We start from the raw sequence: 17,283 nt of genomic DNA, 5'->3' as shown, positions 1-17,283 counted from the left end.
TGGGAGGGGGCTTGCTCCCGAAGAGGCCGGCACATTCAACATTTTCTGTGACTGACAGACCGCTTTCGGGAGCAAGCCCCCTCCCACAAAAGCCCATCCCACAAAGGTGAAGGGGCTTTGTGGGATGGATCAGACGCTCAGCAGCAGGAACTCGCGCTCCCAGGAGCTGATCACGCGCTTGAAGTTTTCATGCTCGGCGCGTTTGACCGCGACGTAACCGCGCACGAACTTGTTGCCCAGGTAACGCGCAACGGTGTCGCACTCTTCCATTTGCGTCAGCGCGTCTTCGATGGTGATCGGCAGGCGCAGGTTGCGGCGTTCGTAGGCGCGGCCTTCGACGGCGGCACTCGGTTCGATGCCTTCGACCATGCCGATGTAGCCACACAGCAGGCTCGCGGCGATCGCCAGATACGGGTTGGCATCGGCGCCCGGCAGGCGGTTTTCCACGCGCATGGATTCCGGCCCGGAGGTCGGCACACGCAGGCCGACGGTGCGGTTTTCTTCGCCCCACTCGACGTTGACCGGTGCCGAAGTGTCCGGCAGGAAGCGGCGGAACGAGTTCACGTTCGGCGCGAACATCGGCAAGACTTTCGGGATGTACTTCTGCAGGCCGCCGATGTGATGGCGGAACAGCTCGCTCATTGTGCCGTCGGTATTGGCGAAGATCGGCTTGCCGGTGGCGATCTCCACCACGCTCTGGTGCAGGTGCATGGCGCTGCCGGGTTCGTCACCAATCGGCTTGGCCATGAACGTGGCAGTGACGTTGTGCTTGAGCGCCGCTTCGCGCAGGGTGCGTTTGAACACGGTGATCTGGTCGGCCAGATCCAGTGCGTCGCCGTGCCGGAAGTTGATTTCCATCTGCGCCGGGCCGTCTTCATGGATCAGCGTGTCCAGATCCAGACCTTGCAGCTCGCACCAGTCGTAGACGTCTTCGAACAGCGGATCGAATTCGTTGGCGGCATCAATCGAGAACGATTGCCGCCCGCTTTCAGCACGGCCCGAACGGCCCAGCGGCGCCTTGAGTGGCAGGTCCGGGTCTTCGCAGCGCTGGGTCAGGTAGAACTCCATTTCCGGCGCCACGATCGGCTTCCAGCCCTTGTCGGTGTACAGCTGCAGGACTTTCTTCAGCACGTTGCGCGGCGACAGTTCGATCGGGTTGCCGAACTTGTCGAAGGTGTCGTGGATGACGATGGCGGTCGGCTCGATCGCCCATGGAATCACATATACGGCGTCGCTCACCGGTTTGCAGACCATGTCGATGTCGGCCGGGTCGAGCAGGTCGTAGTAGATGTCGTCGTCGACAAAATCCCCGGTTACCGTTTGCAGCAGCACACTTTCCGGCAGGCGCATGCCTCGCTCATGCAGGAACTTGTTGGTCGGTGCGATCTTGCCGCGGGCAATGCCGGTCAGGTCGCTGACCACACATTCAACTTCGGTAATCTTGTGATCTTTCAGCCACGTGAACAGCTGATCGAAAGGGGCATTCATAAAGACCTCGTTATTGGTTTTATAGACGCCGGGGAGGGCGGGTTTCATCTTCCGCCCCTTCCCCTGTGGCGCGTTGACGACTATCTTGGGCGTGCCTTGCCGTTCCATCTATCCACTTTAAGCAGCACCAAAGCGCACCAAAAGAGTGCGCAAGGTCTCCCATGACAACGTGTAATCCGCTTCAGGTTCAGGCTTTCAATACCGCTGATGTCAGCGAACAGATCCGCGCCACGCCGGGTTGGGTCCAGCATTACCAGCAGATGTCGCCCGGGCATTTCGCCGGGCAGATCCGCTATCTGGATCTGGAGGGTGTGCAGGTCTACGAAGAACAGATGAACACTCGCGTCGAGCAGACATTCAGCGCGCCATCGGGTGCCTTGGCCTTCTGTTTCGATCGCAGCGACAACGCGCTGTATCTGCTCAACGAAGACAGCCGCAACATCTGGATCACCCCGGAGAACTACCAGGAAATCGCCGTGGTGTTCGGCCCGGAATTCGTCCGTCAGCACGGTCTGGATGTGGCGAGACTCGAAGGATTGTTCATGGCGCCGCTTAACTGCGGGCAGAACGCCTTGTTCAGTCGCTGGTTAAGCTCAACTCTCACGAAGTTGTCGCAAGCTGTTGATCCGTTTGATAAAGACTCACTGACTCAGCAGTTACTCGAAGACTGCCTGTTCATCCTCGACAACGCACACACCCGTCTTGATCGCGGCGGATTACAGCGGCGTAGCGAAGAACGGATGATCATGAAGCGAGTAGGGGAGTGGGCGGCGGATTCGCCGGAAGACACCGTCAATTTGCTCGAACTGTCGAGGGTTGCAGGGGTGCCGTTGCGGCAATTGCAGCAGGCGTTCAAGGCCTACACCGGGATGACACCGAGTCACTGGTTGCGCCTGCGCCGGCTGAACAGTGCACACCGCGAATTGCTCAAGCGCCGGCCCACGGAAACCACCGTGGCTGAGGTGGCGATGCGCTGGTCGTTCTGGCATCTGGGGCGGTTTTCCAGCAGTTATCGGGCGCTGTTCAAAGAGCTGCCGAGCGAGACGCTGAAACGCTAGAGATTGCAGTAACGGGCAAAAAGATCTTTGTGTCCCAAGCGAAGTTAAATAGAATCAGTCTCATTTGAATCTAACTTCGCGCAGGGTCTCTTGAGATGATTGAAGCCGCCACGCCATCTGAGCAGAGCCTGCACGCGCTGTACCGCGATCACCGAGGCTGGCTGGAAACCTGGTTGCGTCGACGCATGGGCAATGCGTGGGATGCGGCGGATCTGAGCCAGGACACCTTCTTGCGTGTGCTGTGCAGCGCGCAACCGATTGCCGACATGCGTGAGCCTCGTGCTTATCTGCTGACCGTGGGTAAGCGTCTACTGAGCAACTTCTACACCCGCCGCAGTCTGGAAAAAGCCTACCTCGAAGCCCTCGCGCAACTGCCGGACGAGTGCGTGCCGTCGCCCGAGCAGCGTTGGCTGCTGCTGGAAACCCTGCAAGCACTGGATGAGTTGCTTGATGGTTTGCCGCGAGCAGTGCGCCGGGCGTTTTTGTGGAGTCAGCTTGAAGGCCTCGGTTACCGCGAAATCGCCGAGCGCTTGCAGGTGTCCGAGCGCACCGTCAAACGTTACATGGCACAGGCCTACGAGCATTGTCTGCTGGTGGAGCTTTGATGCGCGTAGCCCCCAGTGATGAAGCCCGCGAAGTCGCCCGCGCCGCCGCGCAATGGCTGGCGTTGATGGAGTCCGGCGAAGCGGGCGCTGACGATCATGCGCAATTGCAGGCCTGGCGCAACAGCGATAGCCGGCATGAACACGCGTGGCAGAAAATCCAGCGCTTGCGCGAACGGTTTTCCGCACTGCCTTCTGCGCTGGCCATGGCTACGCTGGATCGTCCGGACGCAGCGCGTCGGGCCGCGCTGAAACGCGCGCTCGGCATCGCGGCACTGGTGCCGGCGGCCTGGCTGCTCAGTCGGCAACTGCCGCTGGATGTCTGGCGCGCGGATTTGCAGACGGGCACCGGTGAACGCAAAAAATTGCCGCTCGCCGATGGCAGTTCGTTGCAGCTCAATACCGACAGTGCCGTCAATGTGGATCTTGCTGCCGGTCAGCTGACGCTGGTGCGGGGAGAGATGGCCGTTGATGTACCAGGCAACTCAGCCCTGATCATCAATGTGCCGTACGGGCGGATCATCGTCAGTCACAGTGAGATTTGCGTGCGTCTCAATGAGCGTGACTGCAATGTGTCGGTGGTCCGTGGCTCGGTGCAGTTGCAACCGTCAAACGGGCCAGCGCTGATCCTCAATCAGGGCCAGCAGATCAGGCTGCAGGCGTCTGGTGCGGGTGTTGTCCGAGCGTTTGACGCCTCGATGCCGAGCTGGCGCGACGGTGTATTGATGGCGCAGAACCAGCCGCTGGGGGATTTTCTGCGCGAATTAAGCCGTTACCGCCCTGGCGTGCTGCGCTGGGATCCGGAGCTGGAGGCGTTGCGCATCACCGGCAGTTTTCGCCTGGATAACACCGATCAAGTGCTCTCGCTGTTGGCGGCCAGCCTGCCGATCGACGTGCAGAAACGCACGCGCTTTTGGGTCTCTCTCGTTCCGCGAAAATTGTCCCAGTCCAAAAAAATAGTCTGAGACCTGTCCCTTTTTTTCGCCTCGCTGGTCATTCCAGGCAAGTGAACCAAATCGAGAGCTTTTTCCTATGCCTGCAGTATTTCCAGGTCGTTTGCGTCCGTTGTTGCAGTTGAGCCTTTTGTTGAGCCTGAGTGCCAGCCCCCTGTTGATCCCCAGCAGTTGGGCGGAAAGCGCCGACCGCCGCGCTTATCAGGTGCCTGCCGGCAGCCTGGGTGCGGCGCTGACCCATTTTGCCGGACTGGCCGGGGTCAATCTGTCGATAGATCCGGCCTTGGTCAGCGGGCGCAACAGCAATGGTTTGTCGGGTGAGTTTGGCGTGGAGGAGGGCTTTACCCGGTTATTGCTGGGGTCCGGTCTACAGCTGCAACCGGCGGGCGACCGCGCTTACACAGTCATTCCTGCGCCGGACGGCGGCAGTCTGGAACTGGCACCCACTTCGATTCTTGGATCGACGGGTGGCACGGATACCGAGGTTTTTGCCGGTGGCCAGGTGGCGCGCCGTGGTTCGCAAGGACTGCTGGGTTCCAGGGATTTCATGGAGACCCCGTTCAGCATGACCACCTACACCAGCGAAACGGTGAAAAACCAGCAGGCCCGCACTCTGGGCGATCTGATCGCCAGCGATCCCTCGGTGCGTGCGACCAACCCGGCAGGCGGCCGTTATGAGCAATTCACCATCCGCGGTTTCAGCCTGTTCAACAGTGATGTTTCCTACAACGGGCTCTACGGGGTTCTGCCCACTTACACGATCGACATGGAAATGGCCGATCGCGTCGACATCCTCAAGGGCCCGAGCCAACTGATCAACGGGATTTCGCCGCGGGGCAGTGTAGGAGGGGGGATCAACGTGGTGCCCAAGCGCGCCGGCGATCAGCCGAATACATCGCTGACGGCCAGTTACGCCTCGAACAATCAGCTCGGCGGCGCCGTCGACATCGGCCGTCGCTTTGGTGAGGACAACCAGTTCGGCCTGCGTTTCAACGGCGTCAAACAAGCGGGTGACACTGAATGGGATCACCAGAGCGTCGATCGCGACATGGCCGTGCTGGGCCTGGATTTTCGCGGTGAGCGCCTGCGGCTTTCCACCGATATCGGTCACACCGAGCGCGATACCGATGCACCGCAAGAACGTGTGCAGGTCGGTGCAAACGCGAAAGTTCCGGATGCTGATGATGTGCGCGACAACTACGCGCAACCCTGGAGCCAGGCGCGAACCAAAGATACGTTTGGCACGCTCAATGGCGAGTTCGACGTCAGCGATTCGGTCATGTTGTATGGCGGCGTTGGCGCCCGTAAAAGTAACCACGATTTCCTTCGGCATGCGGTGTCGGTGACCAACGACGCCGGCGACTTCAGCGTTCAACCGCGGGACTTCACCCGTGACGAAAATGTCCGGACTGCCACGGCGGGTGTGCGCAACTGGTTCCATACCGGTTCAGTCAGCCACGAGGTCAATCTGGCGGCCAGCTACTTCTACATGGATTTCGAAAATGGCGGCGCGCGGTATGCAGCAGGGCGCAGCAATCTGTATGACCCGGTGGAAACCGCAAAGCCGCGCACGCCAACACGCTACGACGCCAGGGTCTACACGGAAAACCGCTTCAGCGGCGTCGCACTGTCCGATACGCTGGGGTTCTTCGATGATCGCCTGTTGCTGACCCTGGGCGCCCGCTGGCAAAGGGTTCAAGTCGACGACTGGAGCGATGATGTGAAGGGCGACACAGCCTATGACGAAGAAAAACTCTCGCCATCGGGCGGCATTCTGTTCAAGGCGACGGACAAGCTCTCGCTCTACGCCAACTACATGGAAGGCCTCAGCCAAGGGAAAATTGCGCCATCGACGTCGATCAACGAGGATGAAATCTTCCCGCCTTTTATCAGCCGACAAGTCGAAGTCGGGGCCAAATATGACGCGGGTTCGTATGCGCTTACAGCGTCTGTGTTCCGGATCAAACAGCCTGCTTATGAAACCAACGCCTCGACACGAGTCTTCGGCCCGAACGGCAAACGACAGAACGATGGTGTGGAATTGAGTGTGTTCGGCGAGCCGTTCAAAGGGTTTCGATTGCTCGGCGGCGTGATGTACATCGACAGCGAACTGACCCAGACCACCAATGGAACCTTTGACGGTAACCGCGCGCCCGCGACACCCAAATACAACGTCAATCTCGGCGCAGAGTGGGATGTACCCAATATGCAGGGGCTGACGCTGACAGGCCGTGGAATCTATTCGAGTTCGCAGTATCTGGATCAGTCCAACCAGAAGGAAATCGACTCATGGGAGCGATTCGACGTGGGGACGCGTTACGCCTTTAAACTGGACGACAAGACCATCACCGTACGCGCCAATGTCGAAAACGTATTGGATAAACGCTACTGGAGTTCGGCGGGCGCATCAGATGACAGCGAACCCGGTTTGACGCTTTCGACGCCGAGGACTTATCTGCTATCAGCAACGGTGGATTTCTGATTTGCTTTGTTAAACAAGTGCGCGCTTAAAAGGAGGGTAAAATCTTCGAAATTCAGCGATCTTCTGTTAACTACACTAAATAGCCGTTTAGTAGAGCTATCGTAAAATACGCCGCCATCCACCGGAGAAGACCATGTCTCAACGCACAGTAAACGCACAGGCCTTGATTCAGGCGCTGGATCTGCAATCTCACGTGGAAGGCGGTTATTTTCGCAGAACCTATCAGGCCGATCATAGAGAGATGCTCGATACCGTCGGTGGCCCACGGTACCTGATGACATCGATTTACTACCTGTTGACCGAGCAATCACCAGTGGGCCAGTTTCATTTCAATCATTCCGACATTGTGCATTTTTTCCATCTGGGCGATCCCATCGAGTACAGCATGATCCATGCTGACGGCTCGCTGGAAACGCTGGTAATGGGCAACGACATTCTGGCGGGACAGCATCTGCAAATGCACGTGCCTGGCGGAATCTGGAAAGCTTCGCGACTGCTCGAGGGAGAACATGGATTTGGCTTGATCAGCGAGGCCGTGTCGCCGGGATTTGATTTTGCGGATATGGAGATGGGTGATCGACGCAAACTGATTGCGCAATTTCCACAGCACCGGATGCTGATTGAAAAACTGACGCGGGATGCTGATTGAAGGTCGCCAATTGCAGGCAAGGCTGAGGTTTTGAAAAGAGGACTCAGGGTAAAACTCTGGATTGAAATCTGGCGTGCAACCGGGCTAACCCTGAAACATCTTGTTACGTGTAATGTATATTATGTTAAACCATGTGTCTGGATGGAACTGTTATGAAAGCCCTGCCTGAGCTCACCCCCCCCCCCCCCTAACGAATGCTTTGAACATCGCTGCTACCTAATTGAAGCGCAGCACGTTCCATAAGCGCTAAACGAATGCCTAGAACCTCATACATCAGATCTGACATCGTCCCACGAAGGCTAGCGGACAAATCGGACGCCACTGTTTCAGCCACTTCGTTTTCTAGCTCGTTTTGAAAACGACTGAACACACGACTGAGAGAACCTGCTACGTCGATAAGTACATCATCTGCAGAACCTTCTAACTTCGTCGCTATGCACTCCATACTGCGCCCGCATCGTTCCATCATGATGGTTACAAACTCAAGCTCTTTGGCGTTCATCTCACGCCCTGATTCTGCGCAAGCTGCCGACATAGCTCCGATGGCCTCCAAAGCCTCATCGTAGAGCCTTAAGTCTTCATCGATTATCGGAGAATACGGTACGCTATCTTTCCATTTGTCAGCGAAGGTAGCGTCGGGAAATAACGAAACTATGAAAGTCATGCCCATAGGAGCTAAGCGTCCATTGATTACCGCTCCGTAGCTAACGGTTACTTGAGGCGATAGTGCTGCTGCCACTGCGGAGAAAGACTCCTCCGTGGTTAACCAATCAAAAAGGGTCTCAACCTTCAAGAGAACAGCAAACTCAGCATCTGGCCATTGAGCACCACTGCTTTCAGGCTGACTACGCGAATACACTTCGACGTCCAACCCCTTGTCCGCCATAGCGAGCCGTATCTGTTCTCGGCGAGCGGATGTCAATGAATCAGCCCTTTGGAACGCATCTTCCGCAGCGCGACGTAGAACTGAGTGGCGACGACTCATGGTACGAAAACGGCTTGCAGACTGACCGCGTTGCTCCGGATTCATAGCAGCGTCGGCAAGTACAGCGCGTATCTGCCGAAGCGTATCGGCTATTTGAACCAACATTTCCAGCGGAGGCTCGCTAGTCATGCGCCATAACTCTGGGCGGTGTAATAACTCTGCGTCGCGCACCAGGCTAGCTGTCCGGGCAGCCATAAGGTTCGGTTTTTCCGAAACACCGTCAGTGAGCTCAGTCATCAGCCGCTGCAGACCTGTAACAAAGTCATGAAGTTTGTCACTTTCACTCAAGTTACCTACCGATAGAGGTCCAGTGAGCGATTCATTGATACTCGGAGGTTGAATGAACGTGGTGAGCCAGTCCCGAATCTGTAGAAGCATTTTCCACTTCGCTCCCGGAGTTTCCATCCGACAGTAGAAATCCCCCGCCTCCCTCAGCTTGACTCCAAGCTCATTGACAGCGACGGCTAAGTCCGTTGTTCGCTGGGTTTCGGTCGGCGCAGCAACCAAACGATTGATCGCTCGAATTTCAGCCTGATTCCAGGCAATACGTGCCGGAGCAATCACTGCATGCCGAGGCATACGTTTGGAGTTCTGAGAGTGCTCACCATATCCAACGGGACTGCCGTCGCTGAAAATCGCGTCTGCGATGAGGAGCTCGGCATCAGGTATCACAGCGCTCATGGCCGTGCAAAGGCGTACGACCTCCTCGTTCAGATCTGGCTGAACCTCTGGATGAACGAAACGGACGTACCCAGTCACACTGAGCATGCCGTCGGACTCTCCGATTTCAGGGCGAGTTACCCAAGGCCTCTCATTGTACAAACGACTAATAAGAGCGGTTGTACCCCCGGACATATCGACTACGGTCCGCGCAGCATCTAAATCTACTTCTCTTAGCGTGATGAGAAGAGTTAGAAGATCTTCCAGGGGCGCTTCAGACAAGTCACCACTTGGAAGACACCTGATAGACGGCGGTGATTTGCAACCGGCAATTGGCAACAGCGTAGCCGCGAGCTCAGCTGTCTCACTAACACTTAGTTGGGTCGGCCAAGCGTCTTTTGCCATCTCGATCAATATTTTACGAAGATCGGCGACATCAACTTTCGAGAAGGAGGCGTGCGCTATCTTCGGTTTGGCAAACATCGGTTCATCGCCGAAATCCACACTCGCAAGAGTAAACATAAAAGTGAACCCGCTTAAGCGGTCATCAATATCTGCTGAGCGAGAGATTTTCAGCCATTTTTCTGCAACTCGATCCGCACTTGCGAGACCGAGTCCATGAAGAACAGGGGGCCAGCACTGCCCTTCTTCTGACTTTAGTCGAGCAACGAGACCTCCCAACATCGCTGCTTCCTCTTCAGGCCATTGTCGCAAGACTCTGACGATGAAAGGCGCAAACGTATCGCTCGCAAGGGTCTCAGCAGCCGCTGTAACTGCCCGACTGCGAGCTTCACCAAGAAGATCTCGGATGGCTCCGTCCAGATATGTCGAACGAATCTCGTGCAACCCCGTAAGCGCTCCATCAGGCTTGGCGCGCACCGCATGCTCATCGACCAGACGCTGAAGCAGCTTTGCAAAGCGAGGTTCATCCATTCCAGAAAGCATTCGAAGTCGAACTGGATCTATCGCTGCCCCTTGAGCCGCAGCAAAAGAAATGGTCCTTAGAATCATCAGCTCATCGCCGCGGTCTTCAGCAAGACGACGACGCACCTGCTCACGAATCGTCTCCTCAAGGCGCTCCCCTGCAGTTAGCAGATGGGTGTACTCGAGAAGCAGACCATTACTTAGCTCAAAAGGCTCTTGCCAGTGACTGAACGCTACTGGGCTGGAAGCTTGCAGGGCTTTCCAGATTCCGTATGCCAGGCTCTCATCGAGCTTGGGGCGGATCGTTGGCGTGCGAGCTGCAGATGAGAGAAGAAAGATGTCCTCTTCTCTCACCGTCCCAATCGTAAGCAGACCTGCCTGAGCCTCCACTTCCCGAACGAGCGCGTCCCATCCTGCCGTCTCCTGACGGCCCACATCATCAACGACGAAACCGACGGGGCGCTCAGGGCTCGCTTCGAGTAGTTTCGCGAGCTGAACAAGTTTTGCTACATCGGAAACCTGCAGCTCCCGAATGCGGTACCAACGCACGGCATGACGTGTATGGTGAGCCGACAACCAGGCAAGTGCTGATTTTCCCGCATCAGATGGGCCCGCGACCAATGTAAATCGCTTTGCCTCAAGACCGGTCAAAATGTCCGCCATCAACTCCGGCCGAGCAAACACAAGGCCGGCCCCGACGTGCCCTGGTGCCACGTTGACACCTTGGTAGAAGGCTCCAGCCGGCATAGGTTCGCTGAAATTTGCAATCTCTGCGAGGCCATCTGTCAAAGCAACGTAGCCGATAGGATCAATTATCCCTTGAACTCCATCGATACGCGTCTGCACGTCGCTTCGGTCCAACGTCTCTGGTTTTTCGCTCGATGCTGAGTAGTTGGAGTCAGATGCTTTCCCAGCCTGTTCGCGAAGTTGTTGGAGCACCAGCCGCACACCCGCAGGCGATAGTGATGCACTGGTGAGAGCAGCGCAGCCACGATCTAACGGATTGGGTTCGATCACCAGGTGGGTGCGCGCTAGTAAAGCCTCGACCACACCGTTCTCGGGTTGCCCTAAGGCCTCTGCCAAAAACCTTCCGAATTTCGTCAGATCTTGGTCACTTTCGGCAAGCGTGACTATCCAACCCGTAGGTTGAATACCTTCAAGCGGTCGCTCTAGCACCAGCGCTAATCTCACCCGATTGGATTCAAGCCAATCGTGAGGTAGATCCTTAGCACTCTTGGCGAGATGTTTTGCCGTCTCGGCTTGGGAGAAGACACCCTGAGGATCATGCCTAGCCTTGAGCTGGGCTCTAAATTCAAGTTCAGGTCCGTGCAAGGTAAGGTCGTCGACACCTTCCGGAATGAGCCGCGTCCAAGTGGCTTCGCCACTCCACGCCACTGAGGCGAGCCAAGCGGCTACCGCGTCCTGATATCGGAAACCCCGACCGGCCCGTGCACCTGATCGGGTCGCACTCCAAAGCTCTGGATCGATTAACAATTGCCCTGTTAACCCTGGAAATTCCATTTTTTGGCGTCTCTTTCAATCATGTATCAAATTATTTGCAACAGAGCGCGGACTTAGACGTGCAACATAGCTTTTTCATTGTAGGCCACGAACTGGACTCACAAGCCTAGGAAAACCGGGCACTTGAGGCATGAACTGTAAACGCAACACCCAGCGAAACGACCTACTCTGTTAAATAATGTGTCAGGACAGAACTTCTACCAAAGGTACTTTCAAGCTACCAATCCCCCAATCCCATTTTGAGCCAACTCAATCCCCCGGCTCCGGCAATCGACGCTCGAACCGTCTGTATGGCCCATCCGGAAAGCCTCGCGATGAAAGATACCCAAATCAAAGCATCAGCCAACTACCGCTACGGCGACAAATTCCCCCTTCGATCCTGCTAACGATCTATATCTACGGCTATCGCAACCGCATCAAGGCTGGCGCAGCGAACTTCGCCTACGGCGCATCGAAGGACTCTATATATCTCAGAAACCACCTGCATCGTAGCGTCTTCGATTGTTCCCTCATTACGGCACAGAACCCAGCCGTGCTCCTTTACCGCTTGCTCGAACATCTCCGTACACGCCATATGCTCTGCGTACTTCTGGATCACAGTGCCGCCCAATCCTCGCGATCTTGTCGCAGCCCTTGCCCATGAAATGTCCGGATTGGTGACAACGCCAACATGCAGGTCAGGCACTCGCACGTCTCGATCCAGGTTCAACTGGAGAATCTCGGCAAACGGGATGGTTCGGCGAAACGCTGCATCAGACGGATACCAGCGATCAATCAGGATAATGCTGTCCAGCGGCTGCTCCGTCAGCACGTTTCGGGAAATCCAGCGCCGACTATCAGCCAGGCGCTGGCACACAGCCCATTCCAGATCCCGGGAAGGATTTCTGACAAGCGAGTTGATCAGGGCCATGGTTTCACCCCGGAAAGGATCGCTTTTTCTCTCGCAGAGCCGGATGACTTTCTTGTTGCCGGCCCTCAGTGCCGTCGTAACGGCCTCCAACAGCGTGGTTTTGCCGGTGCCTTTGGGGCCATCCAGAGAAACAAACAGCGGACGATTCATTGTTCACATAACGATGGATTTATGGAGGGTCACTCTAACCGCATTCCTGGCATTTCTGGCATTCCAGTGGCTGAATTGTCATTTCCAATGGCATGGCCCTGCCCTCACCCTACTTCACCACCCTCCGCAGCTTATTGCTGGAGAAATGACTGGAGACTGTTGTGGCCGTCCACGATCAGTCCTCTAACGAGCGCCTCATAGTGTTCGGCAGTATTGAGATCTTGCAGATCGAAGCTTGCCGACCAACGGATGAACGTCTTTGACTGTCCAGTCAGCGAGGCTAATTGAACAGTAGCTACATAGTTGTCCAACGGTAACGGAGCCTCCTCGAAGCGATAAGACAGCATCGTATTGCGATCATCGACCGACAAAAGACGCTCCCTGACCACAGCACCATCGACCAATATGAGTTTGCGAATACAGCCAACCAATCCATCGGGCTGGTTGTCCTCGATGCTGCTTTCCAAAATGGAGGGATGCCATTTACCAATCTCACCAAACCTCTTCAACACGCTCCAGACGTGCGCTATATCGCTGTCCAGGACAGCGGAGAACTCAACCATCGACATCGTGTACACCCTCAAAATCAACTGTTTTCGAACCTGACCTCTGCGCACGTCAGAGGTGGATGAAATCCGGTCCCGGTATGGATCAACAGGACCGGAAGACGCTCACTGCGAATTGGTGATAAACCTTGGCAATGACCTTCCAGGCCCCGTCGATTTTGATCAGGGTCAGGTAATCGTTGTAATCAGCGCCGATTGCATCCTGTTCCATATCGACACGAACCACGGCGGTGGTTGGCGTGATCGCCAGTACGTCGAGTCGGGTGATGATGTTCGGGGCATCGCCGTTCTTCTCTACGAAATCAAACAGATTCCTGATCGGGCCGCCCAGCAGTTCACCATTGGTGAATCCGTACATCACAGCGTCTTTATGGAACGCCTGCGCAACGCTCTGTGCACTGCCCACACGCAGCCCTTCAACATACTGATTGGCAATGGCGATGACAGCGTTGTACTCAGCGGTGGGTACTGCCTTGATGTTTTTCGACATGGGTCTGTCCTTCCAGTAAGGACGAGGCGCGACGCACCTCGCCAATTGCATTCAACGGCTTAGGCGCTTGGGTGGGTGTGGTAGATCTTGCTGACAATCGTCCACTGACCTTCAACCTTCAACAGGTTGAAAAAATCGGTGAAACGAAATCCTGAAACATTGTCGGTATCGACCCGGGCGCTGGCTGCCGTGCCTACGATGTCGATGCGAACGATCGCTGCTTGCGCTTCCGGAGACGGGCGGAAAGCGTTATAGATGACGTCGTACAGGTTCTGGATCGCACCGCCGACGAGCCTGCCTTCGTCGACCCCGAACATGGTGGCCTGCTGGTTGAAGGCGGGCTTCATCAAGGCGCTGTCAGCTTTGGCACCACCTTCGTTGTACTGGCTGAGCACGTCGACGATTGCGTTGTATTCCTGAACATAAGTTGGCGTGGACATGAGGTATTCCTGAGTTAGTAAATGGCTGAAGAAAGCAAGGAAGGTTTACGGACAAGGCTCGGTAAACAGTCACCAATCCTGGCGGGTCGGCGAGATGATCAAGTCGTTGACAGTGACGTTTTCCGGTTGGTTGAGCGCGTAAATCACCGCACCCGCGATATCGTCGGGGGCGATGGCAATTCGGTTGAGCGCTTGGGCAGCCTTGCGCCCTTCAGGATCACTGACCTTGTCGGCCCAGCCGGTATTGATGACACCCGGGCTGACCGTGTTGACGCGGATGCCGTGCTGCACACCGAGCTCCTTGCGCATGGACTCGGTCATGGCCTGAACGAAAAATTTTGTTGCGCTGTAAACACCGGCCGCCGGTCCGACCTGATGACCGGCAACAGAGTCCATATTGAGAATCTGCCCGGACTTGCGCTCCAGCATGAAAGGCAGCACCGCCGCCGTAGTGTTGAGGTAGCCTTTGATATTCACGTCGATCATCTTTTCCCAGTCCTGTACCGCCAGGTCGACCCAGTTGGAAAAAAGCATCAGCCCGGCGTTGTTCACCAGAATGTCTACGGCGCCGTAGGTCTCATGCGCAAATTGCGCGAGCGCTTGGGTCTGATGCGCCTGAGTCACGTCGGTGGTAAAAGCGACCACTTCGTTACCGCCCGCCCGCAACTCGGCGACAAAGCTTTCCAGACCCTGTTCATCCAGTGCAGCGGCCACTACGCGCACGCCTTGGGCGACAAGCGCGCGGGTGGTGGCGGCGCCGATGCCGGAAGACGCGCCGGTAACGATCGCTACTTTGTTATGCAGATAATTCATGCTCATTACCTCTTATCGATAAATGCCGTCGTTCAGGCGTTCGCGGTTGGCCAGTCGATGTAACCCTTGGCACCGCCGCCGTAGTAACTCTCGCGTGGCGCGATGGTGAGCTCGATCCCGCGACGCAAACGCTCCACGAGGTCGGGGTTGGCAATGAACAAACGACCAAACGCCACCGCATCGATCCGCCCCTGCGCACGACGCTCTAGCGCCATCGGCAGGTCGTAGTTGTTATTGCCAATGAATGGCCCTTCGAACTGCGCACTCAGCGCGTCCAGATCCACGCCTTCCGGGACCGTGCGGGAGGTCGCCGTGGCGCCTTCGACAAAATGCAGATAAGCCAGATTGAATTGATTGAGCTGCTGAATCAGGTAACCGTAAGTCGCCATGACATTGCTGTCGGGAGGTGTATTTCCGGCATCGGGTGTAACTGGCGAGAGGCGAATACCGACCCGATCGCTACCCCAGATCGAAATCACGGCTGCGGTGACTTCCAGCGTCAGTCGAGCCCGGTTCTCGATGGAGCCGCCATATGGGTCAGTGCGTTGATTGGTGGAGTCGCGCAGGAACTGGTCAAGCAGATAACTGTTGGCGGAATGCACTTCCACACCATCGAAACCGGCTCGCCGGGCATTTTCTGCGGCCAGCTTGTACTGCTCGATGATTCCAGGGATCTCCGAGGTTTCCAGTGCGCGAGGCATCGACACCTCGACAAAGCCTTTCTCGGTATAAGTGCTGCCTTCGGCCTTGATCGCCGAAGGCGCTACTGGCGCTTCTCCGTTGGGTTGTAGCTCGACACTCGAAAAGCGCCCTACGTGCCACAACTGACTGACGATTTTGCCGCCCGCCGAGTACACCGCGTCAGTGACTTTTTTCCAGCCAGCTACCTGTGCCTCCGACCAGATACCCGGGGTCATGGCGTAACCCCGCCCCTGGGGAGAAATATTGGTCGCTTCGGCGATGATCAAGCCTGCACTGGCGCGCTGGGCGTAGTAAGTCGCGTGCATTTCATTCGGTACGCCGTCTTCGGCCATTCGGCTGCGTGTCACAGGTGCCATGACAATTCGGTTAGCCAATTGGAGTGCGCCCATTTGCATGGGCGAAAAAAGGTCGGTATCAAACGTGTTAGCCGTCATAAAATCCTCGACTGAATAGACCGGTCGTCTAGTGGAAGGTTAAAAAAATACGCCCCTCTGTCAGCAGGCGTTTGCTGGTGATAATGCTGTTTCAAAAGCTGCCATCGTGTTCACGACTGTTACCGGCAGCGTTGCACCTGGTCACACAGGTGGTCGTCTGTATGACCCGTTCGTGAGGGCTCTAGCGCGACTTTCTCCCACTTGCTGATAACCAGCGGCGCAATCGCATTGCCCAGTACATTGAGCGTGGTGGTGCCGCTGTCGATAATCCTGAAAATGCCGGCGATCAATGCCACACCTTCCAACGGAAGACCGGCAGAGGCCAAGGTGGCTGACAAGATCACGATTGCAAACCCAGGCACACCTGCGGCGCCCTTCGAGGTCAGTACCATCGTCACGACCAACAGAATCTGCTGTGACAGAGACAGGTCTATCCCATAGAGTTGCGCCACAAAAATGGTCGCCACACCGAGAAAAATCGATGCGCCATCGAGATTGAACGCATACCCCACCGGCACCACAAAACTGACGATCCGACGCGGTACACCGTAGCTTTCCAGTTTGGTCATCAGTTGCGGCATAACGGCGGCTGAGGCGGCACTGGAAAACGCCAGAATCAACTCATTACGGAAGTAGCGGATCAACTTGAAGATGTTTTCGCCAATCAAATAACAAATGCCACCCAGTACCACTAAAGCGAACACCATCAGCGCCAGATACACCACCCCAATCAACTTGAGCAGCGGCAGCAGCGAGGCAAAACCAAACGTCGCGACGGTCGCGCCGATCATGCCAAACACCCCTATCGGCGCGTAGGCCATCACAATGGAAACCACCTTGAACATAGCATCGGAAAGGCTCTGCACGACCGCAATAAATGGCGCGCTTTGGTCTTTGGGCAAAGCATTCAACGCCAGCCCCAACAGCACAGCGAAGAACAGTACCGACAGCAACTTCGCTTCTGACATTGCCACTATCACGTTGTCTGGAACGATGTTCTGCAAAATCACCAGCGCCCCTTTGGACGGCTCAAGCGTGATCGATGCAGCGCCATGCGAAAGGCCTGAAATATCGGTTCCTCGTCCTGGTTCGAAGAGGTTGGCAAAACACAGGCCTATGACGATGGCCAGCGCGGTAATCGCAAAGAAGTAGCCGAGCGACTTCACCCCCATACGGCCGAACGATTTGCTGTCACCGCCGCCCGCGATCCCCAAAATCATGCAACAGAACACGATCGGAACAACCACCATCTTCATCATCTTGATAAAGATGTCACCGAGCGGTTTGAGGATCTCCGCACTCACCCATGTCTGATAGTGCGGATGCGTATTGAAGTACCAACCTGCAAGCACGCCAAGCAATAGCCCGGCAACGATTTGCCACACCAAGGGAATACGTTTCATGTCTAGCCTTCTTGTTGGAATGAAAGGTCTGCGTCTATTCGCAGTTGCTAGAG

Annotated in this window: 14 protein-coding genes; 5 read left to right on the top strand and 9 right to left on the bottom strand. The window is 56.2% G+C overall.

Annotated features, from left to right (window positions below; translation table 11 throughout):
- Positions 1–129: 129 nt before the first annotated feature.
- Positions 130–1,488 carry a glutamine synthetase family protein gene (locus ACM6I7_RS20340; RefSeq protein ID WP_414889151.1) on the bottom strand — a complete coding sequence of 453 codons (1,359 nt, stop codon included), beginning with the start codon at positions 1,486–1,488 and terminating at the stop codon, positions 130–132.
- Between the two features lie 161 nt (positions 1,489–1,649).
- Here ACM6I7_RS20340 and ACM6I7_RS20335 point away from each other — a divergent pair, with 161 nt between their 5' ends.
- The 5 genes from ACM6I7_RS20335 to ACM6I7_RS20315 all read left to right on the top strand — a co-directional run bounded on the left by ACM6I7_RS20335 (position 1,650) and on the right by ACM6I7_RS20315 (position 7,232).
- Positions 1,650–2,546 (top strand): helix-turn-helix domain-containing protein, encoded by an 897-nt coding sequence (locus ACM6I7_RS20335; protein WP_183785049.1) that lies wholly within the window; start codon positions 1,650–1,652, stop codon positions 2,544–2,546.
- A 95-nt stretch (positions 2,547–2,641) separates the two neighbouring features.
- Positions 2,642–3,151, top strand: coding sequence for a sigma-70 family RNA polymerase sigma factor (locus ACM6I7_RS20330; RefSeq protein WP_115989801.1), 510 nt, complete (start codon positions 2,642–2,644; stop codon positions 3,149–3,151).
- A complete protein-coding gene (locus tag ACM6I7_RS20325) occupies positions 3,151–4,113 on the top strand; it encodes a FecR domain-containing protein (protein ID WP_414889150.1) in 963 nt (320 codons plus the stop codon). Before ACM6I7_RS20330 ends, ACM6I7_RS20325 begins: the two co-directional genes overlap by 1 nt.
- A gap of 67 nt (positions 4,114–4,180) precedes the next feature.
- Positions 4,181–6,583, top strand: coding sequence for a TonB-dependent siderophore receptor (locus ACM6I7_RS20320; protein WP_414889149.1), 2,403 nt, complete (start codon positions 4,181–4,183; stop codon positions 6,581–6,583).
- 133 nt (positions 6,584–6,716) lie between these two features.
- Positions 6,717–7,232, top strand: coding sequence for a cupin domain-containing protein (locus ACM6I7_RS20315; protein WP_027611930.1), 516 nt, complete (start codon positions 6,717–6,719; stop codon positions 7,230–7,232).
- Positions 7,233–7,419: 187 nt separating this feature from the next.
- Here the strand turns inward: ACM6I7_RS20315 and ACM6I7_RS20310 are convergent, their stop codons facing one another.
- The 8 genes from ACM6I7_RS20310 to ACM6I7_RS20275 all read right to left on the bottom strand — a co-directional run bounded on the left by ACM6I7_RS20310 (position 7,420) and on the right by ACM6I7_RS20275 (position 17,230).
- Positions 7,420–11,133, bottom strand: a complete 3,714-nt coding sequence (locus tag ACM6I7_RS20310; RefSeq protein WP_414889148.1) for a hypothetical protein — start codon at positions 11,131–11,133, stop codon at positions 7,420–7,422.
- A gap of 571 nt (positions 11,134–11,704) precedes the next feature.
- Complete coding sequence (locus ACM6I7_RS20305; protein ID WP_414889147.1) at positions 11,705–12,382, bottom strand: dTMP kinase; 678 nt, start codon at positions 12,380–12,382, stop codon at positions 11,705–11,707.
- A gap of 131 nt (positions 12,383–12,513) precedes the next feature.
- Positions 12,514–12,951 (bottom strand): SRPBCC family protein, encoded by a 438-nt coding sequence (locus ACM6I7_RS20300; RefSeq protein WP_097089769.1) that lies wholly within the window; start codon positions 12,949–12,951, stop codon positions 12,514–12,516.
- Positions 12,952–13,033: 82 nt separating this feature from the next.
- Positions 13,034–13,438 (bottom strand): nuclear transport factor 2 family protein, encoded by a 405-nt coding sequence (locus ACM6I7_RS20295; protein ID WP_414889146.1) that lies wholly within the window; start codon positions 13,436–13,438, stop codon positions 13,034–13,036.
- 59 nt (positions 13,439–13,497) lie between these two features.
- Positions 13,498–13,878 carry a nuclear transport factor 2 family protein gene (locus tag ACM6I7_RS20290; RefSeq protein ID WP_414889145.1) on the bottom strand — a complete coding sequence of 127 codons (381 nt, stop codon included), beginning with the start codon at positions 13,876–13,878 and terminating at the stop codon, positions 13,498–13,500.
- Positions 13,879–13,947: 69 nt separating this feature from the next.
- Complete coding sequence (locus ACM6I7_RS20285; RefSeq protein WP_027611808.1) at positions 13,948–14,691, bottom strand: SDR family oxidoreductase; 744 nt, start codon at positions 14,689–14,691, stop codon at positions 13,948–13,950.
- A gap of 32 nt (positions 14,692–14,723) precedes the next feature.
- A complete protein-coding gene (locus ACM6I7_RS20280) occupies positions 14,724–15,827 on the bottom strand; it encodes an alkene reductase (protein ID WP_414889144.1) in 1,104 nt (367 codons plus the stop codon).
- Positions 15,828–15,946: 119 nt separating this feature from the next.
- The gene (locus ACM6I7_RS20275; protein WP_097089773.1) at positions 15,947–17,230 is read right to left on the bottom strand and encodes a cation:dicarboxylate symporter family transporter; all 1,284 of its coding nucleotides are present in this window, start codon (positions 17,228–17,230) and stop codon (positions 15,947–15,949) included.
- Positions 17,231–17,283: the final 53 nt, after the last annotated feature.

This window comes from Pseudomonas sp. IT-93MI4 (genome assembly GCF_949767635.1).
Classification (GTDB): domain Bacteria; phylum Pseudomonadota; class Gammaproteobacteria; order Pseudomonadales; family Pseudomonadaceae; genus Aquipseudomonas; species Aquipseudomonas putida_A.
The sequence above is the reverse complement of the archived record's forward strand: the minus strand, read 5'-3'. Positions and strand labels throughout refer to the sequence as shown.